The organism is Nocardia speluncae NBRC 108251 (assembly GCF_001613245.1).
Lineage (GTDB): Bacteria > Actinomycetota > Actinomycetes > Mycobacteriales > Mycobacteriaceae > Nocardia > Nocardia speluncae.
Map to the genome: position 1 here is coordinate 92608 of NZ_BDBZ01000007.1, position 25846 is coordinate 118453.

The 25846-nt window shown below is 66.4% G+C and carries 23 protein-coding genes; 11 read left to right on the forward strand and 12 right to left on the reverse strand.

Translation table 11 applies throughout. The features are described 5' to 3' along the window. Window positions 1–13: 13 nt before the first annotated feature. The 8 genes from NS6_RS09880 to NS6_RS36440 form a co-directional block, all read right to left on the reverse strand. Entirely contained in the window at window positions 14–556 is a 543-nt protein-coding gene (locus NS6_RS09880; protein WP_068039850.1) for a hypothetical protein, read from the reverse strand. Window positions 557–658: 102 nt separating this feature from the next. After that, window positions 659–2449 (reverse strand): oleate hydratase, encoded by a 1791-nt coding sequence (locus NS6_RS09885; protein WP_068040541.1) that lies wholly within the window; start codon window positions 2447–2449, stop codon window positions 659–661. 177 nt (window positions 2450–2626) lie between these two features. Then, window positions 2627–3391, reverse strand: a complete 765-nt coding sequence (locus NS6_RS09890) for an ABC transporter permease (protein WP_068039851.1) — start codon at window positions 3389–3391, stop codon at window positions 2627–2629. Next, on the reverse strand, window positions 3388–4542 hold the full coding sequence (locus NS6_RS09895) for an ABC transporter substrate-binding protein (protein WP_068039852.1): 1155 nt from the start codon (window positions 4540–4542) through the stop codon (window positions 3388–3390). The genes NS6_RS09890 and NS6_RS09895 overlap by 4 nt, the downstream gene beginning before the upstream one ends. After that, on the reverse strand, window positions 4539–5270 hold the full coding sequence (locus tag NS6_RS09900; RefSeq protein WP_084470905.1) for an ABC transporter ATP-binding protein: 732 nt from the start codon (window positions 5268–5270) through the stop codon (window positions 4539–4541). Before NS6_RS09900 ends, NS6_RS09895 begins: the two co-directional genes overlap by 4 nt. Beyond that, window positions 5246–6277 carry an acyl-CoA dehydrogenase family protein gene (locus tag NS6_RS09905; protein WP_068039855.1) on the reverse strand — a complete coding sequence of 344 codons (1032 nt, stop codon included), beginning with the start codon at window positions 6275–6277 and terminating at the stop codon, window positions 5246–5248. Before NS6_RS09905 ends, NS6_RS09900 begins: the two co-directional genes overlap by 25 nt. Then, complete coding sequence (locus NS6_RS09910; protein ID WP_068039856.1) at window positions 6274–6792, reverse strand: DUF4242 domain-containing protein; 519 nt, start codon at window positions 6790–6792, stop codon at window positions 6274–6276. The genes NS6_RS09905 and NS6_RS09910 overlap by 4 nt, the downstream gene beginning before the upstream one ends. A 104-nt stretch (window positions 6793–6896) precedes the next feature. Next, window positions 6897–6977, reverse strand: a complete 81-nt coding sequence (locus NS6_RS36440) for a putative leader peptide (RefSeq protein WP_356954177.1) — start codon at window positions 6975–6977, stop codon at window positions 6897–6899. Between the two features lie 62 nt (window positions 6978–7039). On the opposite strand from NS6_RS36440, the gene NS6_RS09915 reads away from it, so the two are divergent. Next, window positions 7040–7630, forward strand: coding sequence for a TetR/AcrR family transcriptional regulator (locus tag NS6_RS09915; protein WP_068039858.1), 591 nt, complete (start codon window positions 7040–7042; stop codon window positions 7628–7630). Window positions 7631–7725: 95 nt separating this feature from the next. Here the strand turns inward: NS6_RS09915 and NS6_RS09920 are convergent, their stop codons facing one another. From NS6_RS09920 to NS6_RS09935, 4 genes are all read right to left on the reverse strand, one after another. Next, window positions 7726–8517, reverse strand: coding sequence for an ABC transporter ATP-binding protein (locus tag NS6_RS09920; RefSeq protein WP_068039860.1), 792 nt, complete (start codon window positions 8515–8517; stop codon window positions 7726–7728). After that, window positions 8514–9557, reverse strand: coding sequence for a taurine ABC transporter substrate-binding protein (locus tag NS6_RS09925; RefSeq protein ID WP_068039862.1), 1044 nt, complete (start codon window positions 9555–9557; stop codon window positions 8514–8516). The genes NS6_RS09920 and NS6_RS09925 overlap by 4 nt, the downstream gene beginning before the upstream one ends. Continuing rightward, window positions 9554–10429 carry an ABC transporter permease gene (locus NS6_RS09930; RefSeq protein ID WP_084470960.1) on the reverse strand — a complete coding sequence of 292 codons (876 nt, stop codon included), beginning with the start codon at window positions 10427–10429 and terminating at the stop codon, window positions 9554–9556. Before NS6_RS09930 ends, NS6_RS09925 begins: the two co-directional genes overlap by 4 nt. Before the next feature lie 174 nt (window positions 10430–10603). Next, window positions 10604–11548 (reverse strand): TIGR03564 family F420-dependent LLM class oxidoreductase, encoded by a 945-nt coding sequence (locus tag NS6_RS09935; protein ID WP_068040548.1) that lies wholly within the window; start codon window positions 11546–11548, stop codon window positions 10604–10606. A gap of 223 nt (window positions 11549–11771) precedes the next feature. On the opposite strand from NS6_RS09935, the gene NS6_RS09940 reads away from it, so the two are divergent. The 10 genes from NS6_RS09940 (at window position 11772) to NS6_RS09985 (ending at window position 25809) form a co-directional block, all read left to right on the forward strand. Continuing rightward, the gene (locus tag NS6_RS09940) at window positions 11772–13097 is read left to right on the forward strand and encodes an NtaA/DmoA family FMN-dependent monooxygenase (RefSeq protein WP_068039864.1); all 1326 of its coding nucleotides are present in this window, start codon (window positions 11772–11774) and stop codon (window positions 13095–13097) included. 222 nt (window positions 13098–13319) lie between these two features. Further along, window positions 13320–14516, forward strand: coding sequence for a GNAT family N-acetyltransferase (locus tag NS6_RS09945; protein ID WP_068039867.1), 1197 nt, complete (start codon window positions 13320–13322; stop codon window positions 14514–14516). Between the two features lie 472 nt (window positions 14517–14988). After that, complete coding sequence (locus NS6_RS09950; RefSeq protein ID WP_068039868.1) at window positions 14989–16596, forward strand: SMP-30/gluconolactonase/LRE family protein; 1608 nt, start codon at window positions 14989–14991, stop codon at window positions 16594–16596. Between the two features lie 7 nt (window positions 16597–16603). Further along, window positions 16604–17449 carry an SDR family NAD(P)-dependent oxidoreductase gene (locus NS6_RS09955; protein WP_068039871.1) on the forward strand — a complete coding sequence of 282 codons (846 nt, stop codon included), beginning with the start codon at window positions 16604–16606 and terminating at the stop codon, window positions 17447–17449. A 211-nt stretch (window positions 17450–17660) separates the two neighbouring features. Next, window positions 17661–18980 carry an aromatic ring-hydroxylating oxygenase subunit alpha gene (locus NS6_RS09960; protein ID WP_245669264.1) on the forward strand — a complete coding sequence of 440 codons (1320 nt, stop codon included), beginning with the start codon at window positions 17661–17663 and terminating at the stop codon, window positions 18978–18980. Window positions 18981–19019: 39 nt separating this feature from the next. Continuing rightward, window positions 19020–20843 carry a flavin-containing monooxygenase gene (locus tag NS6_RS09965; protein WP_068039879.1) on the forward strand — a complete coding sequence of 608 codons (1824 nt, stop codon included), beginning with the start codon at window positions 19020–19022 and terminating at the stop codon, window positions 20841–20843. Next, window positions 20840–21766 carry an SDR family NAD(P)-dependent oxidoreductase gene (locus NS6_RS09970; RefSeq protein ID WP_068039881.1) on the forward strand — a complete coding sequence of 309 codons (927 nt, stop codon included), beginning with the start codon at window positions 20840–20842 and terminating at the stop codon, window positions 21764–21766. Before NS6_RS09965 ends, NS6_RS09970 begins: the two co-directional genes overlap by 4 nt. 3 nt (window positions 21767–21769) lie before the next feature. After that, window positions 21770–23476, forward strand: coding sequence for a thiamine pyrophosphate-binding protein (locus NS6_RS09975; protein ID WP_068039882.1), 1707 nt, complete (start codon window positions 21770–21772; stop codon window positions 23474–23476). After that, on the forward strand, window positions 23476–24912 hold the full coding sequence (locus tag NS6_RS09980) for an aldehyde dehydrogenase family protein (RefSeq protein ID WP_068039884.1): 1437 nt from the start codon (window positions 23476–23478) through the stop codon (window positions 24910–24912). Before NS6_RS09975 ends, NS6_RS09980 begins: the two co-directional genes overlap by 1 nt. Window positions 24913–24981: 69 nt before the next feature. Beyond that, window positions 24982–25809: a TauD/TfdA dioxygenase family protein gene (locus NS6_RS09985; protein WP_068039887.1), complete on the forward strand. Its 828-nt coding sequence runs from the start codon at window positions 24982–24984 to the stop codon at window positions 25807–25809. Window positions 25810–25846 lie beyond the last annotated feature (37 nt).

Here is a 25846-nt window from a genome sequence, read left to right on the forward strand (position 1 = left end):
TCCGGCCGGCGGGTCAGTGTGTGAGTGCGATCTTGATGATCACCACGAGGGTGGCGGCCAGGGTGAGCAGGACCGCAGCGACGGCGGTGGCGCGGGTCGGGCGCTGCCCGCGCAACCTGCCGATGACGAAGACGATGCCGCCGATGCGGATCAGGATGATCAGTTCGGCAATGATCTGTGCGGTCCGGGGTTGGAGCCAGTCCAGCCACCCGGCGGCCAGCACGACACAGGGCAGCACCGCGGAAGTGAGGATCGGTACGGAGTTGCGCAGTTCGCGGAGCCGGTCGGCGAGGGTGGGGGTGCGGTGTTCGCGGACGGTGCGGGCGACGGTTTCGGCGAAGCTGTGGGCGATGAAGGTGGACAGGGCTGTGCCGAGGACTACGAGGATTCCGAGGTGTTTCTCCGCGGTGACGATGGGCACGAGGGCGGCCAGGACGAGGATGTTGCCGTAGATGTAGGCGCTGATACGGCTGGCCGCCTTGCCGCGGTCCAGCGGGATACGCCGGGAGAACAGCGGTCCGTGGAGCAGGGCGGTCGGATCGGGGGTCGCAGCCATCCCATCTCCCTGGTGAAGTGGACACTGTCTCCCGATGGCGAGCTTTGGGCACTACGACGCGCCGGGTGATCGCCACCGGATCCGCTCCTCAGCGCCGAGCTCTCATCTGTGTTCGGCATCTCGGCTCTGCCCAGCGACAAGGCCGAATTCTTCGAGTAGTTCGCCGATTTCGGTCGATTCCAGCCGGCGCACGAAATAATCGCGCAGGAAGGCGGGGCCCGGAATATCCACCGCTTCGCCGTCACGTAACCGGGTGGTCGCCGCCAGCAGCGCGCGAACGTCGTAGGTGGAACCGAATACCTCGGGTACTCCACGTTCGATATCGAGCAGCTGGTAGACGGCCTCCATGGCACTGCGCACCGAGTATTCCGTGGTGAAGATGCAGTCGCGCGAGGATGTTTCGGCGAACTGGCCGATGAAGGCGAAGTTCGTGGCCTTGTCCGGGACCACGTCCGGCCGGTCGCCCGCATGCCGGGGCATGAAGAACGAGGTGACGTACGGCATCATCACCGGAACGCATTTCGCTGCGCGCGCGGCCAGTTCGGATATCTCGCCCTCGGGCACACCGAGGTGATACAACCATTCTTGCGTGATCTCCTCGCCCGTGCAGTCCTGCATGGGCTTGCGGATGTAATCACCCGGAGTGTCCACGAACAGCGAATACAACCAGACGACGATCTGGTCGGGCGGTTGCTGCTTGAAATGCGGCTGCCGGTTGACTGTCCAGCTCAGTAGCCAGCTCGAATCACGGACCGTGACGATTCCACCGGTGACTACTTTGCCGCTGAACGGATCTCGCTTACATATTCGCCGGATATGCTCGGGGATCCGCGAATCCAATGTGGTGACAGTCGCCGATTCCCATTTCGTCTCCGGTATATGACCGCCGAATACGTCGGGACGGCCGAAGGACGGGTCCTTTGCCGCGATCCGCCGCCATAGATCCCACGCCGGGGCCGGGCCTTCGTCGAGTTGGGCCGGAGTGTGCTGGTCCCCGTTGTTCGAGTTCTCGGTCAGCGAGCCGATGGTCATCAGCAGCAGATCGTTCTCGTCCAGGTCGACGCCACCGGGTACGCCCTCGGACACCCAGTGGATATGTGATGCCTGTTTGTGCTGGGCGCCGAGATCGAAATCGATATCGGTCACCTCCGTATCGAAGCGGAAGGTTACACCCTGGTCGAGCAGCCATCGGTACAGCGGAAGTACCAGCGATTCGTACTGGTTGTATTTGGTGAACTTCAATGCCGAGAAATCCGGCAGACCACCGATATGGTGGATGAACCGGTGCAGATACAGCTTCATTTCCAGTGCGCTGTGCCATTCCTCGAAAGCGAACATCGTGCGCCAGTAAAGCCAGAAATTACTCTTCAGGAAGTCCGCCCCGAACACCTCGTCGATTCTCCTCCCCTCCATTTCCTCGCGGGTGGCGAGGAATATTCGAACGATATCCTTCTGTGCCTTCTCGTTCAGCGCGAAAAGCCCATCGGTATGTGCGTCCTCACCTCGGTGGTGAGTGGCGCGCTGGAGCGAATAATTGGGGTCGTCCTTGTTCAGCCAGTAGAATTCGTCGAGGACACTGGCATCGTCGATCTCGAGCGAGGGAATCGACCGGAAGAGGTCCCAGAGGCATTCGAAATGGTTCTCCATCTCGCGTCCGCCCCGGATCACGAATCCGCGCTCCGGCTCCTTGATGCCGTCGAGTGCGCCACCGGGGAGCTTCAGTCGCTCCAGAATCGTGATCCGGTTGCCCGGCATCCGGCCGTCCCGGATCAGGAATGCGGCCGCCGACATAGCGGCGAGACCGGCCCCTACCAGCCATGCCTTCATGTTCTCGACGCCTGCCGGTGTGCGAGGGCGGGCGAATGCCTCATAGTTCCCACTGCTGTAAAACACGATCGCGCTCCCTCGGGTCCGTTCGTGCTCGCGGCTGGCGGTGGTACGCAGCACACGCTACGCATGCCGATCCGCCGGTACGTCCATGGTGATTCGATCGGTACGCTCGTGAGACCGATCCGTCTTCCCGTTGAGCTCGTTGCCGGACGACGAGCCGGACCGCCGACGGTTGGCGGGTCACCGGCGGTCGAGAACCATCCGGGACAGCGAATCCAGCACGTAGCCGATGATGCCGATCACCACGATCACGGCCATCACCTGGTCGTAGGCCAACTGATCGCGGGCATTGAGGATCTGGTAGCCCAGCCCCGAGCGGACGCCGAGCATCTCCGCCGGCACCAGCACCACCCACGCGATCCCCAGGGCGACCCGGAAACCGGTCTGCACCTGGCCCCGGATCGCGGGCAGAACCACCGCCGACAGCTGTTCGCGCCGGGACGCACCGAACGAACGGGCCACCAGGAGCAACCCGGGATCGATCGCCCGCACCCCCGCCGTGGTATTGAGCACGATCGGCCAGACCGAGGCAGCCGCGACGAGGAAGATCACCGGCTGATTCCCGATACCGAACAGTGCGACCGCGATCGGTGCCCAGGACAGCGGCGAGATCATCCGCAGGAACTGCACGACCGGCGCCACCGCGTGCTCGGTGGCGGCGTGCAGGCCGAGCAGCAGCCCGAGCGGAACACCGACGGTGACCGCGATCAGCAGCCCCACCAGTAGCCGCCACATACTGACCGCGATATCGGGAAGCAGAACGCCGCGGTCGAAGAGTTGCGCGGCCGCGCCGGGCACATGCTGCGGCCCGAATTCGCGCAGCAGCGAACCGGGCCCGGCCACCAGGTCGGTGAGTACCCACCACAGCAGGATCGCGGCTGCCACGGCGGCGAGCCGCGGCAGCCACGGGGGAGTCCGGAGCGGCCGGTTGACGACGGTGTTCACGTTGGGTCGATCTCCTCGGTGCGGGTGAGCCGGTCCGGTAACCCGAACGCGGCCGGGCCGCCCGCGTGGTCGAGCGCGGCGCGGACGAATCGGTCGTCGACGAGCTGTTCGTGCACCCGGTCGGGGTCGAGGGCGGATAGGAAGCGGGTGTCGCCGTCGACCACGGTGTCGTGCATGGCGGTTACCAGTGCGGTGGTGAAACTGGGAAAAGGGAAGGGCTGGAATCCGATTCGCTGAGGCTGCCACTCGGGGTGGCGGACCGGGAGTTCGCCGGAATAGGTGAGGGCTTTGGTGATCGCGGGCAGCGGCTGGGGCAGGTACCTGTCCGCCAGTTGTTTCGCGGCCGTGGGCCGGTCGGTGGCGATCCGCCCCTGGGCCGCGACCACCACATCCGCGACCGCCTGTGCAGCCGCGGGACGCCGGTCCACCAGATCCTGATGGACCACCAGCGCGCAACACGCGTGGTCCCGCCACAGATCTCCGAGGAACCGGTGGATACGGCCGACCCCACGTAGTTCGGCGGCGGCATTGAACGGGTCGGCCACGGTGAACGCGCTGATCGAACCGTTCGCCAGCGCAGGAACCATATCCGACGGGCTCATCACCACCAGTTCCACTGTGCCCGCCGACCGCGACGCCGAACCACGGATCACCGGCCGCAATCCGTGCGCGCGCAGGTGCTGCTGGACGACGATGTTGTGGATCGACCACCAGAACGGGATCGCGACCTGTGTTCCGGCCAGCTGCCCGAGTTCGGTGATCCCGGGCGCGACCGTGAGAGCCGATCCGTTGGTGTGGTTCCACCCGAGGATCCGCGCCGGTGCGCCGAGTCCGAACTTCAGCTGCACCGCCATCGGCATCAGCAGATGTGCGATATCGACCTGCCGGGTGAGGAACGCTTCGGCCAGTGCCGCCCAGCTGCGGAACAGTACCGGTTCAGCGAAATCTACTGCCCTGCTGGTGCGTTCGGCGACGAGGAGCGGCGCGGCATCGGTGATCGGCAGATAGCCGATACGGAGGTGTTCCCCGCCGCCGCCGCGCCGTCGTGCCGCGGCCCGGCCGAGATCGGCCATTCCGGCGATACCACCCGCCGCCACCAGTCCGGCGCACCCGCAGAGCAGGCCACGCCGCGATATCGAGGGCACACTCATACTGTCACCGACGAATCCCGGTAGCGGTCGATGATGCGCTGCCGCAGCTGATCGGGCTGCGAGGATCCGCCGGGATCGGTGAATTCCTCGCGGACGGTGCCGCCCGCGCCGATGAGCACGATCCGGTCGCCGAGCCGCAGCGCCTCGTCGATATCGTGGGTGACCAGCACCGTGGTGCAGCCGATCTCCCGCACCAGGCCGGCCAGCCAGCTCTGCAGATCCGCGCGGACGGCGGGGTCGAGCGCGCTGAACGGTTCATCCAGCAACAGCAGTCGCGGTCGCACGGCCACCGCTCGGATCACCGCGACCCGCTGCGCCTGCCCGCCGGAGAGCTCGCCGACACGATGTCCGGCGAGACCACCGAGCCCGAATCGGCCGAGCAGGTCGTCGGCGTAGTCCGGGTCGAAACTCGCACGGTGCCGGGCGAAGCGCGCACCGAACCGGACGTTGTCGCGCACCGTCAGCCACGGCATCAGCAAGGGCTGCTGGAACACCATGCCCGTCGCCGGGTTCTCGGAAGCCTCGGTATCCCAGACGATTTCGCCGCGGTCGAGCCGCTCCAGTCCCGCGATCACCCGCAGCAGTGTCGATTTACCACTGCCGCTGGCGCCGAGTATCACCAGCAGTTCGCCGGTGCCGATCTGCATATCCACACCGTCGAGTACGGGGTCGGCGCGGCCTGGAAAGGTTTTGCGGGCATCCGCTAGTCGTACTGCGACAGTTCCCACCGCAACTGGCCTTCCGAAGGGGATTGAACAGGGAGGAAGGCGGCTTCGCGGAACCGCCGGTTGGTACCACAGCGCAGGGCGTAGCCCGCGCCACCACACAGGGTGGATTCCAGGCGGGTCGCGTCCACTGCCAGCCGCGCGGCCTCGAGCCGCAACCGCAGCAGTTCGGCCGGTGGTGTCGCGTGGGCGTCGGCGGCGTGGTCGTATAGTGCCTGCCGGGCGGTGGTGTACCGGCCGGCGAGTTGGCGGTATTCGTCGCGGAATTGGGCGCCGAGGCCGTCGAGGCGGTGACCGGACTCCCGGACCGCGGTGCCGGCGATACCGGTGCAGAACGCTGACTGCAACAGCAGGAACACCGGCCGGATGGCGCCGCAGAAACCGGGAAGGTCCGCGGTGACCAGCTGATCCGCCCGAACCTCGACCTGTTCGAAGGTCAAACCGGTAGAGGCGGTGGCGCCCAGGGCGAGCAATTCCGGTGCCGGGCGGATGCGGACTCCCGCGGCATCGGCGGCCACCACCCCGACCCGGCCGCGACCGTCGCCGTCGCGGAATGGGAAGACGATCACCGAGTCGTCGAAAACATTCGAGGCCCACGCGATCGGACCGGAGATCCGGCCGCCGTCGGTTTCGTCTGCCTGTAACGGCAGTTCGCCCAGTCCTGCGAGGTGTTTGAGCGCGGCCGCCATGGCGGTCACCCCGATACGCCGCCCCGAGGCCAGGTCGTCGAGGTGCTGCTCGCGCACCGGCCCCGGTGCGCGCCAGAGGTATTCGAGCGACATCCGCTGCGCCCAGAGCGAGAAGCCCGCGGCCAGGCTTTCGCCCGCGACCTGCTCCACCAGCTCGGTGATCTCGCGGATATCCGAACCGCCCAGCCCGGCCGACAACAAGCCGTGTCCGCCGATTTCGCGGATATCGGGGCGGATATCGGTACGGCCGAGATCGAGGTCGGCGGCGCGGTCGCGGACGAAGCCGGTGACGGCGGACAGGGCGATGACAGTGGCGGTCATATCTTCGGGTCCGCCAATTCGTGCAACCGGTCCACCGGCGTGCTCACCGCGTCCCGGGCCCGGCGCACCGCGGCCTCGTCGGGTGCGTCGTAGAAGCACAGGCATTTGTCCATATCCTCGCGGACGTAGGTGCGCAGGAAACTCACCTCGGGCACATCGGCGTATTTCGGTGCGTTCGCCTTCTTCCGTGCGAGGTAGGTGTCCATGTCGATCTCGGCGGGGATATCCCATTCGACCAGGTACCCCGCGGTGGGGCGGGCGGCCTTGATCGCCGCCAGTTCGGCGCCGACCAGTCGGACCTGATGCGGGCCGTCGACGGCGGTCGCGAGTACATCGTCCGCGGGCAGTGCTGGGGCGCGGCAGTCGGCGAATTCGGTGATCGCGAAGATCCGTGACGCACCGGTGACCTGTGCCTCGATCAGGGCACCGCCTTCTTTCTCGGCCCGGGCGCCGAATTCTTCGATCGTCCGGTTTGCGGGGCCGGTGGGCACGAGTTCGTACAGGTACAAGGACATGGGCGGTCTGCCTTCCCACAGTGGAATCTACGAAGGGACGCGACCGCTGACGGCGGTCGACGCCGGGAATGCGCGTGAGGATTACTCGGCGACGCCGAGCGGGATCAGCGCTGGTGACGACAGGCAGCGGTGGCCACACGCACGAGGTCCACGTGCAGGCGGCGGGTGAGGTTGCTGCGGGTCACGAATCAAGACTAACCGTAGACAGAACGATCTGTCTATACGCTGGCATGGTTATGGTGGGAACGTGGCCACGACAACAGAGCCCGCGGTGTCCCCGGCAGACCGTCGCGGCAAACCCACGCCGGCACAACGACTGCTGGACACCGCGACCACCCTGTTCGCCCGGTACGGCATCCGCGCGGTCGGTATCGACCGGGTACTGGCCGAGGCCGGGGTGGCGCGGGCCAGTATGTACTCCGCCTACGGATCCAAGGACGCACTGGTCGTTGCCTATCTGGAGAACCTCGACCGGTGCGATCGCGCCCGCTGGCACGAGGCCATCGCCGAGGTCGTGGATCCGCAGGACCGGATCCTCGCCTTCTTCGACCTCGCCCTGGCTTCCGCCCCGGACCGCGGTTTCCGCGGCTGCCGATACGCCAACGCCGCAACGGAATTCCCGGACGAGCCGCTCGCTCCCGTCGTCGCGCACCGCCGCTGGATGTTCGATACCCTCACCGAACTGCTCCGGATCCGCGGCGCCGCCGATCCCCCCGGCCTCGCCCGCCGGATCCAGCTGATATACGACGGCGCCCTGGCCGGTTCCAAACTCGAGCATGCGATCGAGCCACTACAGATCGGCCGGGCGGTCGCCGTCGAACTTCTCCGCGGCGGCTGACGGGCGGCCGGGGGCCGGGCAGTGAGCCCGATACAGGTGGCGCCGACCAGGTCGTGCAGCCGGGCGGCGTTCGTCGGCCGCACCGTAGCGGCCGGTCACGGTGTCGCGTGGGCGGTATAGATGTGCTGGGCGACCTCGTCGCGCATGGCGGTGAACCCAGGGTCCGTGCGGAGTACCTGGAAAGGTGCGTCGCCGAGATCGGTCTTGAAATCTGTGGGGTGGTCGTAGATGATGCGACCCGGCCGGGTGCCCATGACCAGCACCCGGGTGCCCAGCAGTAGTGCCTCATCGATGCTGTGGGTAACGAACAGAACGGTTTTGCGGCGGTCCCGCCACAGCGCGAGGAGTTCGCCCTGGAGCTTCTCCCTGGTCAGTGCGTCGAGGGCGCCGAAGGGTTCGTCCATGAGGATGATCTGCGGGTCGTTGATCAATACGCGGGCGATCTGGGCGCGTTGCTGCTGCCCGCCGGAGAGCTCGTAGGGCCGGCGGCCGCCGAGCCCGTCGAGGCCGACCATGGCGAGCAGGCGTTCGGCCGCCGCCGTGCGTTCGGCACGGGCGATACCACGAACCTTCGGCCCGAATTCGATGTTCTGCCGGACCGACAGCCACGGATACAGCGCGGGTTGCTGGAACACCACGCCGCGATCCGGGTCGGGGCCGGTGACCCGCCGGTCACCGATACACACCGTGCCCTGTGTCGGCTCCAGGAAACCGGCCACAAGTTTCAGCAGGGTCGTCTTCCCGCAACCGGACGGGCCGACGACGCAGACGAATTCGCCGCTCTCGATGGTGAGATCCGTCGGTGCGAGCACCTGCGTGGGTTCGTCGCCGCCCGGATAGCTCTTGGCCACCGCCGTACAGGTGACCAGGTGCGCGGTCGCGCTCACTGCGCGGCCCGCGCCGCGTCCGGATAGATCGCGGCCAGGTAGTCCTGTTCGCTGCCGACCGCTGCAACATCGCCCTGGGCCAGCAGGAACTGCGCGGTACTGCGGAGGTTACCGGCGAAGTCACCACCCAGATACCGCGGCCCGGCCAGTTCGGCCGCAGTCGGATAGGTGTACCCGGCCAGCTGCGGTAGGGCCTGCTGTGGCTCGATACCCAACTGCGCGCCCACCGCGACAGCCGCGTCCTGCGGGTTGTCCCGCAACTGTCCGATCGCATAGTTCTGCACCTTCGCCCAGACAGCCGCGAAATCGCTGTGCCGGTCCAGGAATGCCGTCGTCGCGGCGGCGACATCGAAGGTCGCCGAGCCTGCGGCGGCGGTATCGGCGCTGGACGCGATGGCTGTGCCACCCGCCTCGAGGAGTTTCGGTAGCGTGGGTGCCCATACCCAGGCGGCGTCGATCTGGTTACCGGTCCAGGCGCCGGGGATGGCCTCGGGCTGTAGGTTGACCAGGTCGACCCGACCGGTGAGTCCGGCTGCGTCGAGTGCGGCCAGCAGGCTGTAGTGCGCGGTACTGCCGAACGGGGTCGCGACCCGTTTCCCGCGCAGACCGGCGACATCGGTGATCGGGTCCTTGGCCACCAGCGATTCGGATTCGCCGATGACATCGTGAATCCACAGCACCCGCACCGGCAGGTTCAGCGGTGCCGAAACCGCCTTCGTGGCCGGGCTGGACCCGAGCGTGGCGATATCGACACTGTCCGCGCCGAAGGCCTGCACCACGTCGGCGCCGGAGGCGAACCGGCTCCAGGTGATGGTCGCATTCGGCAGGCACGCCTCGAGCAGGCCCCGGTCCTTGACGTACAGGTCGGCGTTGGGGATCGCCTGGTAGCCGAGACGTGCGGTCGCGGTGATCCCGGTATCCGGTTCGAACGGGCAGTTCGCGCCGCTCTGCGCGCCGGTATCGCCGCGACCGGATTCCACGCATCCGGCGGCGGCGAAAGCCAGAACCAGCGCCAGAACCGTACGCAGTGTGCGTGTCATACCTTGCCCTTCCAGGGAACTGCCGCGTCACCGGCGAATTTGATAACCGAATCGAGAATCAGTGCCGCGCAGCCGATCACGATGATGCAGGCAATGGTCAGCGGAGTGTCCAGCTGGGTTCCGGAGATATAGGCGAGCCCACCGATCCCGGGTATACCGTTGTTGAGCTCGGCGGCGACGACGGTGGTCCAGGCGAACGCGGTGGCGATTCGGATACCGCTGATCACTTCGGGGAGGGTCGCGGGGAGAACGACCCGGATGATCACCTGTTCGCGACCGGCGCCCAGTGAACGGGCGGCGTCGAGATAATCCTGCCGCACCCCCGAAACACCGTTGAGTGTGGCGATCGCAATGGGCGGGAATGCGGCCAGGAACAGCAGCCAGATCTTCGATACATCACCGATACCGAACCAGACGATCAGCAAACCGATATATCCCAAAGGGGGCAGGGCGCGCAGGAAGTTCAGGATCGGTTCGGTGATCAGCCGCACCGGCGCCAGCATGCCCATGACGAACCCGGCCAGCGGCCCGGCCAGCACGGCCGCCCCGACCCCGGCGCCGATCCGTTGCAGACTGGCGACCAGATGTTCCCAGAGGTAATAGTCCTGCGCACCGATCACCATTCGATCGACGCCCGGGGCGATCGAATGCCGGGTACTGGCCCGCACGAAAGCATCCCAGACGGCGCCGGGCGACGGTAGATACAGCGGATCCACCAGCCCGGTCGCCGTGACCAGTACCCACAGCCCGAAGACCAGCACAAGGGCGCCGAGCCGGGTCGACGCGGGACGCAGCAGTCTGCGGTAGCTGCGCCGCGCCGCCGGATCCTGTGCCTGCGCCGGGGTCTGCACCGGCTGTGCAGTGGCGGTCATCGTCCGCACCGCACAGTTCGCCCCGAGCCGGCCACACCGATCTCCCTACTTCTGCCCGACCAGGGCTGCCCGGCCGACCATCCGAAAACCGGCACGAGGGTCGACGCTATCGAGGTGGGCCGGAGCCGGGAAGAATTGGACGCGCAGTGAGCGAAATGCGGCGGCAGCCGGAATTCAGGAGCCGATGCCGCTGATCGAACCCAGGAATCGCCAGGTGGCGCGTTCGTCCTCGGCACCACCCAGATCCGTCTGCGTTACCAGCAGTTCGGTCGCTCCCGCGTCCACATAGCGGCGCAGCTGCGCCTCGACCTCCGTTTCGCTGCCGGTCACCAGAAGTTCGGCCGCGGTAGCGACACCTTCCCGGTCCAGCACCGAACGATAGGACGGGATCGCGTCGTAGAAGGCCATTTGTCCGGCGGCCTCGGCACGGACCCGGTCGGGGTCGGTGGTGACCACCACCGCGACTCCCGCGACCACCCGCGGCCGCGCACGCCCCGCGGCGTGGGCGGCCTTCTGGACCCGGGGCACGATATCGTCGCCGAGCGTGCGCGGGCCGGCCAGGAAAGGCACAATCCCGTCGGCGAGTTCCCCGGATGCGGCGACCGCCTGCGGGCCCATCGCGGCCACGACGATATCGGGTCCGTCGCCGCCCGGGACCGCCGCGGGCAGCGGTGGGGCGGCCGCGAGTGTTTCACCGGTGAAATCGGCGGTTCCCGTGGTGACCACCGAGCGCAGGACCGTCAGATACTCCCGCAACCGGAGGATCGGGCGGTCGGTACGCACCCCGAACGCGGGTTCCTCCAGCGCCCGCGCGCCGAGGCCGAGGCCGAGGGTGAAGCGGCGATGGCTCGCGGCATGGGCGGTCTGCGCCTGGCTCGCCACCACGAGCGGATGTCGCGGATTGATCGGCACCACCGAGGTCCCGGTCCGCAGTCCCGGAACCGTCGCGCCGACCACCGCGGCGACGGACAGCGAATCGAAGTCGAAACGCTGCGCGAACCAGACCCGGTCGATCCCCGCGCGCTGTACGGAACGTGCCCGTTCGATGAGATCGTCGACGGTATTCGCCGCGGCAGGGCCGGGATTGAGCGCGATTCCGATCGGTGTGGTGAGTGCCATATCCGCCGCAACCGCCCCGGCCGCGAGTCGTATTCCGGACGCGGGGATTGGATTCGCCCGGAATCTCAACGGTGACAGCAACGACATCATCTGCTACAGGTGCGGGGACTCTTCGGAAAATCCACCACCGGGATCGCCGCCGTCCAGATCTCCGGGTGGCGGCGCAGAAATCACGCTGAGCGCAAGCGTTTCCGCACCGCAACAGCCGTCGTACCGTCGGCCGGTGGCATCTGGCAGTAGTACCCGGCGATATCTGAAAACGGTGACCGGGGTCAGTGGAGGAACCGATATCTACGGCGCCGCTGTGGACCCGGGCCGGTCGACGCTCGATACCGCGCTCACCGTCGCGAAGATCGCCGAGGAGCACAGATTCGATGCGCTGTTCGCCGCTGATCTGCTCAGCTTCGGTGCGCAGGGCGCGATCGGCGCGCAGGAACCGCTGATCTACCTCTCCGCGCTCAGCGCGGTCACCTCGCGTATCGGCCTGATCGGCACCGTGACGACCACATTCCATCATCCGTACAATCTGGCTCGGCTGTTCGGCACCCTCGACCACGTGAGCAACGGGCGCGCCGCCTGGAACGCGGTGACCTCGTCGCTGGGGGAGGAGAACTACAGCGATCTGGAGCTGCCGGGCCCGGAGGAACGCTACGCGCGGGCCACGGAATCCCTGGAGGTGGTACATGCCCTCTTCGACTCCTGGCAGGACGGCGCGCTGACTTCCGACGGCCACGGCGGGGCCGTTCTCGACCCGAGTAGGGTCCGGCCCATCGAGTACCGCGGCCGCTATTTCACGGTGCGCGGACCGCTGAACATCCCGCCGCTGCCGCAGCGCCGGCCGGTGCAGTTCCAGGCCGGTCAGTCGGCGGGCGGAGTGGAACTGGGGGCCCGTTTCGCCGAGGTCGTCTTCACCTCGCTCACCACCCTCGACGATGCGCTCACCTACACCGGTGGGATCCGGGCCCGCGCGCGAGAACTGGGCCGGGCGCCGGGACTGCCCTATATCTTCAGTTCACTGCACGCCACCTACGGAGCAACGGAGGCCGAGGCCGCCCGGCTGGTGCGGGAGCAGGAGGAATCCTTCGACCTCGAGGCAGGGCGGCGGCTACTCGCAGATATGCTCGGCGGCGGTATCGACCTGTCCGGGCTCCCGCTGGACCGGCCGCTGCCGGAATCGCTGCTACCCGACCCCGGATCGGTACACCGCCGGCGGGGCAGGGTCGAGATCTTCGCCCGCCTTGCCGCCTCGGGGCGCACCCTGCGCGAACTCATCCTGGAGTCTCGCCACACCGGACACTGGTCGGCGGCGGGCACGCCGGAACAATTGGCCGACGCCATCGAGGAGCGGTATCGCGCGGGAGTTCTCGATGTCGTATCCCTCGGCGGTCTCGACGATCCACGCACGCGGGATTTCGTCACCGATGGACTACTCCCGGAATTGCGGCGCCGGAATATCGTCGGCACCGATTATCTCGGCGCGACCCTTCGCGACAATCTCGAACTACCACCGCTGCCCGCATCCGCGGACGAGCGGGTCGCGGTGTCGTAGGCATCGAATCGGTCCTGCTCTAGCTGCTTTCGGGCACGGCGACTGCCCTCGGGTGGCAACCGCGATCGTCCGGGTGAATGCTGCGACTTCTGATCAGTGGGTTGCAGGGGGTGAGTTGGTGCAGGGCCGACATGGCACCGTAGTGGGCGGAGAACCCCATGGCCTGCACCACCGGTTCGCGCGGTGAGCAGTACCGATCCCAGCAGAAACGGAGCCTCGGCTATGTCCGTCGATATCGGAGCACTGACCGACCGGGCGGACCTGTGGGCCGCCCAGCAGGTCTTCCGGACCGCCATGGTCGGAGTACCGCTGCTGGACCCTGCCGCCGCGGATGGGCTCAACGAACCCGGCCGGACTTTTGGTGCCCGAGTGGGCGGCGAACTCGTCGGCACCGCCAACTCGTACACGAGCTGGCTGGTCGTGCCGGGCGGGGAGCGGTTGCCGCATGCCGCCGTTACCCATGTCGGTGTCCTGCCGACGCATGCCCGGCAGGGGATCGCGTCGGCATTGCTTCGCCACCAGCTCACCGATATCGCGGAGCGCGGCGAGATCGTCGCCACGCTGCGGGCCACTCAAGGCGGGATCTACGAGCGGTTCGGATACGGGATTGCGGGGTCGGCCGCGCGCCTGGAGATCGACCGGCGGCGGGTGCGGTTCCGCGATACCGTCCCGGAGTCGGGGCCGGTTCGGCTGCTTGCGCCCGCCGACATATGGGAGGTGCCGGCCAAGATCTACGCCACCGCAGGGGTGTCGTGGGTCGGCGCCATCGACCGGCCGCCGCAATGGTGGCGATTGCTGCAGGTGAAGGGTGATCGCGGGCATGTGGCCGTGCACGGGGACCCCGGCGCAGAGGACGGGTTCGTGCGCTACCACGGCGCCGAATCCGCCGCCTGGGCACGAGACCCGAAACGCACGGTGGTGGTCGACGATCTGGTCGCCACCACCCCCACGGCCTACCTCGGGCTCATCCGGCACCTGCTCGCCGCGGATATCGTCGATTCCGTGGTGATCCCGATGGCGGCGCCCGATGCGCCGCTGCGGCACCTGCTGACCGACGAGCGGGCGGTCACCGTCACCGATATCCGCGACGAGACCTGGTTACGGTTGGTCGACGTGGCCGCCGCATTGCGTCGCCGCGCCTACAAACCCGGTGCGCCGGTAGTTCTCGCGGTGACGGACCCGATCCTGCCGGCCAACAACACGCGCCTTCGGGTCGCGGGGAGCGGCGTGGTCGCAACCGACGCTCCCGCCGACCTCAGCACCGATATCGCCACGCTCGGGGCCGCCTATCTCGGCGGGACGTCATGGCGTCATATGGCGCTTGCGGGCCGGGTAACGGAGCATCGGCCGGGGGCGGCTGCCGTCGCCGATGCGTTGTTCGCGGTGCAGGATCACCCGTTCAGTGGGACCTATTTCTGACACGGCGCGGTGGATGAACCGTCCGGCGCTGCCGGCCACCTCTTCTGCTCGGGTGTTGCCCCGATCGGGAGTAGGGGTCTGTTCCCGCATCCTCCGGACCGGTTGAACCGGCGTTCGTAGCGGGCCGGCTCAGCGCTTTTCCCTCGGCGGTGATCGGTGGCCGGCTCCTCTTTCCCGGGGGCGGTGTGCGTCCGGCCCGACCTGCGCGGAGTGCCCCCGCCGATCTGGGCAGAGTTATCCATCTCCTAATTGGAGAATGGTATTCTCCAATTAGTGGGCGAGGTGCCCCGGGGGGCGCTCGGGTGGCATTGAAAGCTCTGGTGGATGCGCGGATACCTCATGCTCCCTTCTATCCTTACAAAGATTGCAATACTTATTGCGCTTGCGTGGATGGAGCGTTAGATTCCTTACAAAGTCCTCGACATCGAGGCGGATCAGCGCTAGCGGCCGGGTCGGTTGGGAGTCAGTCGGAATGTTGCAGCAAGAGGCTCGCTATCAGGGCGGCCAGTCGATCGGACTCGCGGCGGGCTGGAGTCAGCGGCGGATCACCCCGCCGAGCCGCTTGTTCGGGGCCAACGGATTGCGGACCGGGCCGGACGGGCGGATCTTTATCGCCCAGGTGACCGGAAGTCAGATCAGTGCCCTCGATATCGATACCGGTGCGATCGAAACCATCAGCGCGAAGGGCGGCGATATCGTCGCGCCCGACGATTGCGCGTTCGACCCGGACGGCAACCTGTATGCCACCGAGGTGATGGACGGCCGCGTGAGCGCCCGAAACGCCGACGGCACCACTCGCTTGCTGCGCGCGGATCTGCCCAGCGCCAACGGCATCACGGTGTATCAGGGCCGGTTGTTCGTCAACGAATGCCGGCCCGGCGGCCGGCTCATGGAACTGCCGCTCGACGGTGGCGCACCTCGGGTCCTGCTGGAAAATCTGGAACAGCCGAACGCCATGGAAGTGGGTCCCGACGGGCTGCTCTACTACCCGGTGATGGGGCTCAACGAGATCTGGCGGATCCATCCCGACGGCGGTGAACCCGAACGGGTCGCCGGGGACCTCGGCGTACCCGATTCGGTGAAATTCGATGCGGACGGATGCATCGTCTCCACCCAGGTCGCCTCGGGACAGGTGCTGCGGATCGACCCCCGCAACGGCGAGAAAACCGTCCTCGCCCAGCTCGACCCGGGCCTGGACAACTGCACCTTGGTGAACGGTCGGCTGTTCGTCTCCAACTTCACCGGTGAGATCACCGAGATCCGCGCCGACGGCACCACCCGCACCACGCTGCCGGGCGGACTGAACTGGCCGCTGGATCTGACTGTCGGTCCGGACGGCACGTTGTTCGTTGCCGACGGTACCTACTTCTATGCGGTCGGTCCCGACGGGCTCGAAACCCTGGGGATGCTGTTCAGCCCGGGGTATCCGGGCTTCGTGCGGGGTGTGACGGCCGCCGGCCCGGGGGAGTTCCTCGTCGCGACTGCGGGCGGTCAGGTCGCCCGGTGGCGGCCCGCAAGCGGGGAGAGTGAATTCCTGGCGGGCGCCGACGCGCCGCTCGATCAGTTGTACGGGATCGAAGCCGGGCCCGGCGGAATTATCGTGACCACCGAGTTCGGCACCGGCCGGGTGCTCGGGCTGCGCGGCGACGGCGGAGCCGAGGTGCTGGCCGCCGGGCTGGACAAGCCGATCGGCATTGCGTTCACCGTGGACGGCACCTGCCTGGTCGCGGAATCCGGGGCGGGCCGGGTTGTCTCGGTGACCGCCGGGGGAGTGGACACCGTGGTGGACGGTCTCGACACCCCGCAGGGCCTGCTGATCCGCGGATCGCAGCTGCTGATCGTCGATTCCGGTGCCAAGAACCTGGTCGCGGTCGATCTGGAGACCACAGCGCGCGAGGTGCTCGCGTGGAACCTCCCGGTGGGTGCGCCGCCAGGAGTGACGCCGAAACCGCTGCTGGGTATGCCGCCCTTCTCCGGGCCACAGGGGCCGTTCGCGGGTATCGCGGCCGGCCCCGACGGGACCCTGTATATCGCCGCCGATGCCGAGGGCAGTGTGCTCGCATTCCGGAAGGACAGGTGAAACAACCATGACCGGTGAATTCTTCGGACTCGACGGGCGCGTGGTGATCGTGTCCGGTGCGGGCGGCGGCGGGATCGGGACCGCCGTGACGAGACTGGTCGCGCAGGCCGGAGCCACTGTGCTCGGTGTCAGCCGGGGGGCGGAAAACTTGGCGAAACATGTGGAACCGCTTGCGGGCGGGGGATTGAAGGTCGTCCCCGTGCAGGCCGATGCCGCCACCGATGAAGGTGTCGCCACCGTACTCGAGGCCGCGCGGCAGGCCGACGGTGACCTCTACGGCCTGGTGAATATCGCCGGTGGTGCCGCGCCCGCCACCTGGATGCCCGCCACCCGGGTGACGCGTGACGACTGGCGGGCCCTGTTCGCGCAGAACCTCGAATCGATGTTCTTCATGAGTCAGGCGGTGGCCGCGGAGATAAAAGCGGCAGGCCGGCCGGGTGCGATCGTCTCGCTGTCGTCTATCAGCGGGATGAACACCGCGCCCTTCCATATCGCCTACGGCACCGCGAAAGCCGCGCTCGTCGCCGCGACCCGAACGATGGCGGTCGAACTGGCCCTCAGCGATATCCGGGTGAACGCGATCGCGCCCGGTGTCACCGAAACTCCGGCTTCGGGAACCTATGTGGACGAGGACGTCGAGCGCGATCGCACCGCAATCGCCATGGGGCGCCGCGGCCGGCCCGAAGAGCAGGCGGGCGCCGTGCTGTTCCTGCTCTCCCAGCTGTCGTCCTATATCACCGGGCAGACGATCCTGGTCGACGGCGGGCTCAACTTGAAATGGACCCATCTGGGCGCCGACAACACCTCGCTGTTCCTGAAGGACGAGGGCTTCCGCGCCGCCATCACCAGCTGACCACCGAAATGTATTGCACCGACACCGATTGTCCCCGGACCCGGGGTGGGAGAACGCCATGAGCGAGCGCAGCGAGCGATCAATAAATACAGCCGAGCCCTCGCTCGTGCCGGAGCGAAGCGGAGGCATGAGCGAGCGCAGCGAGCGATCAATCAATACAGCCGAGCCCGTCGACGATATCGCCACGAACACCGACCCCTTGTCCGCGCCGATGACGATCGGGGTGCAGGCCTACCTCAGTCCCGAATACGTGAAAGACGAACGCGACAAGTTGTGGCGCAAGGTCTGGCAGCAGGTGGGCCGGGTCGAGGAGATCCCGCGGGTGGGCGATTACCTCACCTACGAAATCCTCGACGATTCGATCATCATCGTGCGTACCGCCGCGGACACGATCCGCGCCTATCACAATGTGTGTGCGCATCGCGGTCGCAAACTGGTCGACACCCCGCCGGGCCAGCGCAATGCCAAGGGGCAGAAGAAGCAGTTCGTCTGCGGGTTCCACGGCTGGCGATACGACCTCGAGGGCCGCAACACCTTCGTTCCCGAACGCGAAGATTGGCCGTGCGGACTCACCGAACGCAACGACGGACTGGTCGACGTACATGTCGACACCTGGGGCGGCTGGATCTTCGTCAACCTGGATCCGAATCCCCCGGAAACCCTGCTGGAATACCTGGAGCCGGCCGCGACTCTGCTCGATCCGTTCCAGTTGCAGAACATGCGCTACCGGTGGCGGCGGTGGCTGGTGTTCGACTGCAACTGGAAGGTCGCCCTGGAGGCCTTCATGGAGACCTACCACGTGCCCTACACCCATCCGGAGTTCATGAACTTCGGCATGTTCCTGGGCTGGGCGCGGGCACAGGGCAAACACAGCAATATCGGCTACGACGCACCGAAGGGCCAAGAGGAGAGCCAGGGCAAGATCCGCCTCGGTCACGGCCCCGACGCCCGCATATCGACGATCGAACTGCAGAATTTCACGTGGGAGAACGCTAATACCAACACCACCTGGACCATGGTGGAGGCGGCGCGGCGGCTGACCGAAGAACTTCCCGAGGGCACACCGGCTCCGGAGGTCATGCAGCATTGGCTGGCCTCGGCACGCGCCACCGACGAGGCGCGCGGAGTCATCTGGCCGACTGTCACGCCGGCCGATGTCGCGGCCGCCGGTACCGCGTGGCAGATATTCCCGAACTTCCAGATCGGGCAGGCGGTCAACAATATGCTCTGCTACAGCGCGCGACCCTACGGCTACGACCCGGACAAATGCATTTTCGAGGCTGCGGTCTACGAACTGTTCCCGGAAGGCGAAGCGCCGGAGACGGAATGGATCCACACCCCGCAGGACGATCCGGGCTGGCGCACCGTGCTGCCGCAGGATTTCGACAATATGGCGGCCGTCCAGCAGGGAATGAAATCCGCCGGGTTCTCCGGCCCGAAACCGAATCCGTATCGCGAGCGCAGTGTCGTCAACCTGCATCACAACCTCGCGAAGTACATGGGCACCGGCGCACCGCGTGACCTCACCTGACCCGGCGCCGCCGGGCCGATCCACCACCGAGGATTCCGAATGAACAACTGCGCACCCACGCAGACCCCCGAGATCGACCAAGCCGCGTTACGGGCCAAGTATCTGGCCGAACGCGATAAGCGGCTGCGATCGGAAGGGCAACAGCAGTACGTCGCCAGCGAAGACGGGTTCGCCGAGGTCTTCGAAGGCGACCCGTACACTCCGGTGACACCGCGCGAACCCTGCACCGAGGAAGTTGATGTGGTGGTCCTCGGCGGGGGCTGGGCCGGTTTGACCGCGGGCGCTCGGCTCACCCAGGCCGGCGTCGAGGATTTCCGGATCATCGAACTGGCCGGCGATTTCGGCGGCGCCTGGTACTGGAACCGCTACCCCGGTATCCAATGCGATTCCGACGCCTACTGCTACCTGCCGCTGCTCGAGGAAACCGGGTACATCCCGACCCAGAAGTACGCCTTCGGCGACGAATGTTTCGAGCACGCCCAGCGTATCGGGAAACATTTCGGACTGTACGAGAAGGCGATCTTCTCGACGATGACGAAATCGCTGGAATGGGATGAGGCGCTGCGGCGCTGGCGGATCGGCACCAATCGCGACGACCGGATCCTGGCCCGGTTCGTCGTGATGGCGCAGGGCCCGTTCAACAAGCCGAAGCTGCCCGGAATCCCGGGGATCAACGATTTCACCGGGCACACCTTCCATTCCGCCCGCTGGGATTACGAATACACCGGTGGTGATATGCGTGGTGGCCTGACCGGTTTGGCGGACAAGAAGGTCGCGGTGATCGGAACCGGCGCCAGCGGGATCCAGATCATTCCGCATATCGCCCGGTCGGCCGAGCATCTGTATGTTTTCCAGCGCACCCCGTCCTATATCAACGAGCGCGGAAATGTCCCGACCGATCCGGAATGGGCGAAATCGCTGCAGCCCGGCTGGCAGCTGGAACGGCGCCGCAATTTCCACACCGCCGCGTTCGAGGCGTTCGCGCCCGGCCAGCCGGATCTGGTGTGCGACGGCTGGACCGAGGTCAGCCGGAATGTGCAGGCCTACCTGGACGAAACCGGCAGCTGGGCGGAGGTGACCCCGGAGAAATTCATGGAGATCCGGGAGAACCAGGACTACCGGGCGATGGAGCGGGTCCGGCAGCGGGTGGACGAGATCGTCGATGATCCGGCGACCGCGGCAGCGCTCAAACCGTATTACCGATTCCTGTGCAAGCGGCCTTGTTTCAACGACGAATACCTGCCGACCTATAACCGCCCGAATGTCACCCTGGTCGACGTATCTAAGACCAAGGGTGTCGAGCGGATCACCGCCACAGGCGTCGTGGCCGACGGTGTGGAACATGAAGTGGACTGTCTCATCTTCGCCAGCGGATTCGAGATCACCACCGATCTGGATCGCCGCTACGGTATCCACCCGTTCACCGGCCGCGACGGGTTGTCGCTCTATGAGCATTGGGCGGAAGGCTACCGGACCTTGCACGGCCTCACCAGTAACGGTTTCCCGAATATTTTCTTCACCGGGTTCGTGCAAGGCGGGGTGACCGCCAGCACCACCGATATGTTCGATCAGCAGGCCACCCATGCCGCCTACATCATCGGTGAAGCGCTGAACCGGGACGCGAATGTCGTGGAACCGACCCCGGACGCTGTCGAAGGGTGGTGCGCCACTATCAAGGACACCGCCGTCGACAACAGTAATTTCCAGCGTGAGTGCACGCCGGGTTACTACAACAACGAGGGCGAGCAGAACATCCGTTCCCATCTGGGCGAACCGTATTGGCCGGGCTTCTACGCCCTGGAGGAGCTGTTGCAGGAATGGCGCGGTACCGGCCGCCTCGAGGGTCTGGCTTTGGGCAAATGAGGGAGGCGGGCCCGGAGAAGAGGTTCGACGGCCGGGTGGCCGTCGTCACCGGAGCCGGTCGCGGGCTGGGGCGGGCCTACGCGCTGCTGCTCGGCGCGCGTGGCGCGAAAGTCGTGGTCAACGATATCGGCGGTGGTATCCCGGGCGGTGATGCCGATGCCGGGGTGGCCGGTGGTGTGGCCGCCGAGATCCGGGACGCCGGTGGGGAAGCGATCTCGAATACCGATTCGGTGGCGAGCCCCGAAGGCGGCCGCGCGATCATCGACACGGCGCTCGACACCTATGGCCGCATCGATATCCTCATCCACAATGCCGGCAACGTCCGCTATGCGCCGCTGACCGAAATGACCTACGAGGATTTCGATTCCGTCCTCGACGTGCATCTACGGGGTGCTTTCCATATGGTTCGCGCGGCATTCCCGGTGATGCGCGAAGCCGGCTACGGCCGGGTGGTTCTGACCTCCTCGATCGGCGGACTGTACGGCAACCGGAATGTTGCGAATTACGCTGTCGCCAAAGCCGGTGTGATCGGATTGTCGAATGTGGTCGCCCTCGAGGGGGCCGAACACGGAGTGAAATCCAATGTGATCGTGCCCGCGGCGGTGACCCGGCTGGCCGACGGGCTGGATACCTCGAAGTACCCGCCGATGGAACCCGAGCTGGTTGCCCCGGCCGTGGGCTGGCTGGCCCACGAATCCTGCACGATCAGCGGCGAGATGCTGGTCGCGCTGGCAGGCCGGATGGCACGGGCATATATCGCGGAAACCCCCGGCGTCTACCGGCCGCAATGGTCGATCGAGGACGTCGGCGAACAGATCGACGACATACGCGATACCGCCGATTCGTGGTTGCTACCGGTGGTGCCTTCCGCACACAGCGACCATATCGGCCGGAGTTTCGCAATGGCCATGGGAGGACAGTGAATTATGACGGTCAAGGTTTACGAACGGATACTGGATCTCTTCGAGGCCGAAGGTATCGACACGATTTTCGGCATCCCCGACCCGAACTTCGTGCACCTCTTCCATCTGGCCGACGAACGCGGCTGGAATGTGGTGTCCCCGCACCACGAGGAATCGGCGGGTTTCATGGCCGAGGCGGTATCCCGGATGACCGGTAAGGCCGCCGTCTGTATCGGCACCCTCGGTCCCGGTATGGCGAATATGGCGGGCGCGATGATGTGCGCCAAGGTGGAGAATTCGCCGGTGATCTTCCTGGGCGGGCAGCGCGCGCGGATCACCGAACAGCGAGTACGCCGCGGGCGGATCCAGTTCGTGAAACAGTCCGGGCTGCTGGAACCCTCGGTGAAGTACGCGGCGAGTATCGAATACGCCGACCAGACCGACGAGATCATCCGCGAAGGCCTGCGCAAGGCGCTGACCGGTGTACCCGGCCCGGTGTACATCGAATACCCGTCGCATGTCATCCAGGAGGAGCTCGACGTTGCGGCGCCGCTGCCGCCGCACCGCTACCGGCTGGTCGGGCAGACGGCCGGTCAGGACAAGATCGACGAGGCCGCCGAGCTCATCCGGCAGGCGAAACAGCCGGTTCTGCTGGTCGGGCACGGGGTGCACACCTCCCGCGCCGGTGCCTCGGTGAAGGAACTCGCCGATCTCATGGCCTGCCCGGTCGTACAGACCTCGGGCGGTACCTCCTTCATCGAAGGTCTGGAGGACCGCACATTCCCGTACGGTTTCTCGCCGTCCGCGGTGGAAGCCGTCGTGCAATCGGATCTGTGCCTGGCCATCGGCACCGAACTCGGCGAACCGGTGCACTACGGCCGGGGCCGGCACTGGCTGGCGAACGAAGCCGTCCGGAAATGGGTGCTGATCGAACAGGACCCCACCGCTATCGGGGTCAACCGTCCCATCGATGTACCGCTGGTCGGTGATCTGCGTGCCGTCGTGCCCCAGCTCTCCGCAGCCCTGAAGAACACTCCGCGCGCCGCCACCCCGGAACTGGCCCGCTGGATCGAACAGGACGCCACCCGGCTGGCCGAACTCGCCGAATCCGCGCCCTCCGGAATGTCGCCGGTGCATCCGGCCCGCCTGGTCGTGGAGGCCACCAAGGATTTCCCCGCCGACGGGATCCTGGTCCGCGACGGCGGGGCCACCACGATCTTCGGCTGGACCTACACACAGTGCAAACCACACGATGTGGTCTGGAACCAGAACTTCGGGCACCTCGGCACCGGTCTGCCTTACGCGGTCGGGGCCTCGGTGGCCGACGGCGGTGAACGGCCGGTCCTGCTGATCACCGGCGACTCCTCGTTCCAGTTCCAGATCGCCGAACTGGAAACAGCTGCCCGGCTGAAGCTTCCGCTCGTCACCGTAGTCGCGGTCGACTACGCGTGGGGTCTCGAAGTGGGCGTCTACAAGCGCACTTTCGGTCAGGGCTCCCGGGAAACCGCGGTGCACTGGAGTAAAGAGACCCGGCTCGACAAGGTCGCCGAGGGGTTCGGCTGCTACGGCGAATATGTCGACACCGACGCCGAGATCGCGCCCGCCATCAAACGTGCCTTCGCCAGTGGAAAACCCGGCGTCATCCACGTGGCGGTGGATCCGAAGGCCAATTCCGAAGAAATGCCGAGCTACGACGAGTTCCGCACCTGGTACGCGGAAGGAATGCAGTGATGCGCGAATACCTGAAGTTCTATATCGACGGGGAATGGGTCGAGCCGGCCGGAAACCAGACCTTCGACGTGGTCAATCCCGCCACCGAAGAAGTTGCCGGGAAGGTTGCGGCCGGATCGGCAGCCGATGTGGACGCAGCCGTAGCCGCGGCGCGCGTGGCCTTTCCGGTCTGGGCCGCGAGTACGGTCGCCGAACGGCTGGACCTGTTCCGGGCAATCGGCGCGGAATACCGGAAGCGCACCGCCGATCTGGCCGCGTCACTCACCGAGGAGATGGGCGCTCCTGCCGGACTGGCGAACGGATTCCAGGTGGACCTGGCGGCGGGCCATCTGCAGCAGGCGATCGAGATCCTGGAGAACTACCGGTTCGAAGAACAGCGCGGGGCCACGTTGATCGTGAAGGAACCGATCGGGGTCTGCGGGTTGATCACGCCGTGGAACTGGCCGATGAACCAGATCGCGGTGAAGGTTTTTCCGGCGCTGGGGACCGGCTGCACGATGGTGCTGAAGCCGTCCGAACGTGCACCGTTCACCGGGCAGATATTCACCGAGATCCTCGCTGCCGCCGGTGTACCGGCCGGTGTGTTCAACCTCGTACAGGGCGACGGCCCGGGGGTCGGCGTACCGCTGTCGTCGCATCCCGAGGTCGATATGATCTCGTTCACCGGATCCACCCGCGCCGGCGTCGAAATTTCTCGTAACGCGGCGCCGACCGTGAAACGAGTGACCCAGGAATTGGGCGGCAAAGGCCCGAATATCGTCCTCGACGACGCTGATTTTGCCACCAATGTCGGCGCGGGCGTCGCAAACATGATGGGCAATTCCGGGCAAACCTGCAGTTCCCCCGCGCGAATGCTGGTTCCCGGTGCTCGGATGGCGGAGGCGATCGAGGCCGCCCGCGCCGCCGCCGAAACGATCACCGTCGGTGATCCCACCGGCGACGTCGCTGTCGGTCCCGTGGTCGCCGCCGCGCAGTTCGAGAAGATCCAATCCCTGATCCAGAAGGGAATCGACGAGGGCGCCACTCTCGTAGCCGGTGGTATCGGGCGACCGGACGGCCTGGACAAGGGCTACTACGTCAAACCCACCGTCTTCGCCGATGTCACCAACGATATGACCATCGCGCGGGAGGAGATCTTCGGTCCGGTACTGGTGATCATCGGCTATGACGACATCGACGATGCCGTCACCATCGCCAACGACACCGAGTACGGTCTCGCCGGTTTCGTTGCGGGTCGCGACCTGGACCGAGCCCGCGCTGTCGCCCGGCGCCTGCGAGCCGGGTCGATCGCCATCAACGGCGGGTTCGATTTCGCGGCGCCGTTCGGTGGTTACAAGAAGAGCGGTAACGGTCGCGAATGGGGTGAATCCGGTTTCGAGGAATACCTCGAAGTCAAGGGCATTCTCGGCTATGCCCCCGAATCAGCCGAGGTGTAGCGGCGTGACCGTTGCGCACCACGCGGCGGCCGAATATTCCGAGATGATCGCGGAAGTGAGGAGCCCATCATGCCGGCAGTGGCCACCCGGGAACTGAGTGAAAAAGTGGGCGTCGAGGTCCTCGACGTCGACGCCGAACGGCTCACCGCGGACCCCGATCTCCCACATATCTGTCACGACCTGCTCGAACGGTACGGGGTGGTGCTGTTCCGCGAATTGCATGCGACCGAAGCGGCCCAGGTCGAATTCGGTGCGAAACTCGGTGAGCTGGCGGTATTCCCGCAGTTCCCTAACAAACACGTCATGGAGATCAGCTTCGATCCGGCGAACCCGCTGGCCCCGTATTTCCCGAGCAACGATTACTGGCATATCGACGGCTGCCTGGACCGGATGATCGCCAAAACCTCGGTCATGAGCGCCCGGGTGATCGCTGCCCGCGGTGGCGAAACAGCGTTCGCCAGTACCTATGTCGCCTACGACGAACTGAGCGAGCGAGAGAAGAAGGAACTCGCCGATATCCGGGTCGTCCATAAAATGGCGCGGGTGCAGCGATTGAGTCATCCCAACCCCACACCCGAGCAGATCGCGGAATGGGAGCGCCGGCCCGCCCGCGTGCATCCGCTGGTGTGGCAGCACGAATCCGGCCGCCGCTCCCTGGTTTTCGGTGCCACCGCCGCATATATCGACGGCAGTGACCCGGCGAACGGCCGGCAGCTGCTCGACGACCTCGAACACCGCGCGACCACGCCCGACCGCGTCTACACCCACACCTGGTCGGTGGGGGACATGGTGCTGTGGGACAACACCGGCCTGGTGCACCGGGCCTGCGAATTCGATCGGTCCGAACCCCGCCGCATGGCACGGTCGACGGTGCTCGGTTCGGAACCGATCGCGTAATGCCGATCGCCGCCACCCGCGCACCCGGCGCCGGTGG

Coding starts and splice junctions, on each gene's coding strand:
- NS6_RS09880 (WP_068039850.1), bottom strand. CDS start 556: ATGGCTGCGACCCCCGATCCGACCGCCCTGCTCCACGGACCGCTGTTC.
- NS6_RS09895 (WP_068039852.1), bottom strand. CDS start 4,542: ATGAGTGTGCCCTCGATATCGCGGCGTGGCCTGCTCTGCGGGTGCGCC.
- NS6_RS09905 (WP_068039855.1), bottom strand. CDS start 6,277: ATGACCGCCACTGTCATCGCCCTGTCCGCCGTCACCGGCTTCGTCCGC.
- NS6_RS09910 (WP_068039856.1), bottom strand. CDS start 6,792: ATGTCCTTGTACCTGTACGAACTCGTGCCCACCGGCCCCGCAAACCGG.
- NS6_RS09925 (WP_068039862.1), bottom strand. CDS start 9,557: ATGACACGCACACTGCGTACGGTTCTGGCGCTGGTTCTGGCTTTCGCC.
- NS6_RS09930 (WP_084470960.1), bottom strand. CDS start 10,429: ATGACCGCCACTGCACAGCCGGTGCAGACCCCGGCGCAGGCACAGGAT.
- NS6_RS09935 (WP_068040548.1), bottom strand. CDS start 11,548: ATGGCACTCACCACACCGATCGGAATCGCGCTCAATCCCGGCCCTGCC.
- NS6_RS09945 (WP_068039867.1), top strand. CDS start 13,320: ATGTCCGTCGATATCGGAGCACTGACCGACCGGGCGGACCTGTGGGCC.
- NS6_RS09950 (WP_068039868.1), top strand. CDS start 14,989: ATGTTGCAGCAAGAGGCTCGCTATCAGGGCGGCCAGTCGATCGGACTC.
- NS6_RS09955 (WP_068039871.1), top strand. CDS start 16,604: ATGACCGGTGAATTCTTCGGACTCGACGGGCGCGTGGTGATCGTGTCC.
- NS6_RS09960 (WP_245669264.1), top strand. CDS start 17,661: ATGACGATCGGGGTGCAGGCCTACCTCAGTCCCGAATACGTGAAAGAC.
- NS6_RS09965 (WP_068039879.1), top strand. CDS start 19,020: ATGAACAACTGCGCACCCACGCAGACCCCCGAGATCGACCAAGCCGCG.
- NS6_RS09970 (WP_068039881.1), top strand. CDS start 20,840: ATGAGGGAGGCGGGCCCGGAGAAGAGGTTCGACGGCCGGGTGGCCGTC.
- NS6_RS09975 (WP_068039882.1), top strand. CDS start 21,770: ATGACGGTCAAGGTTTACGAACGGATACTGGATCTCTTCGAGGCCGAA.
- NS6_RS09980 (WP_068039884.1), top strand. CDS start 23,476: ATGCGCGAATACCTGAAGTTCTATATCGACGGGGAATGGGTCGAGCCG.
- NS6_RS09985 (WP_068039887.1), top strand. CDS start 24,982: ATGCCGGCAGTGGCCACCCGGGAACTGAGTGAAAAAGTGGGCGTCGAG.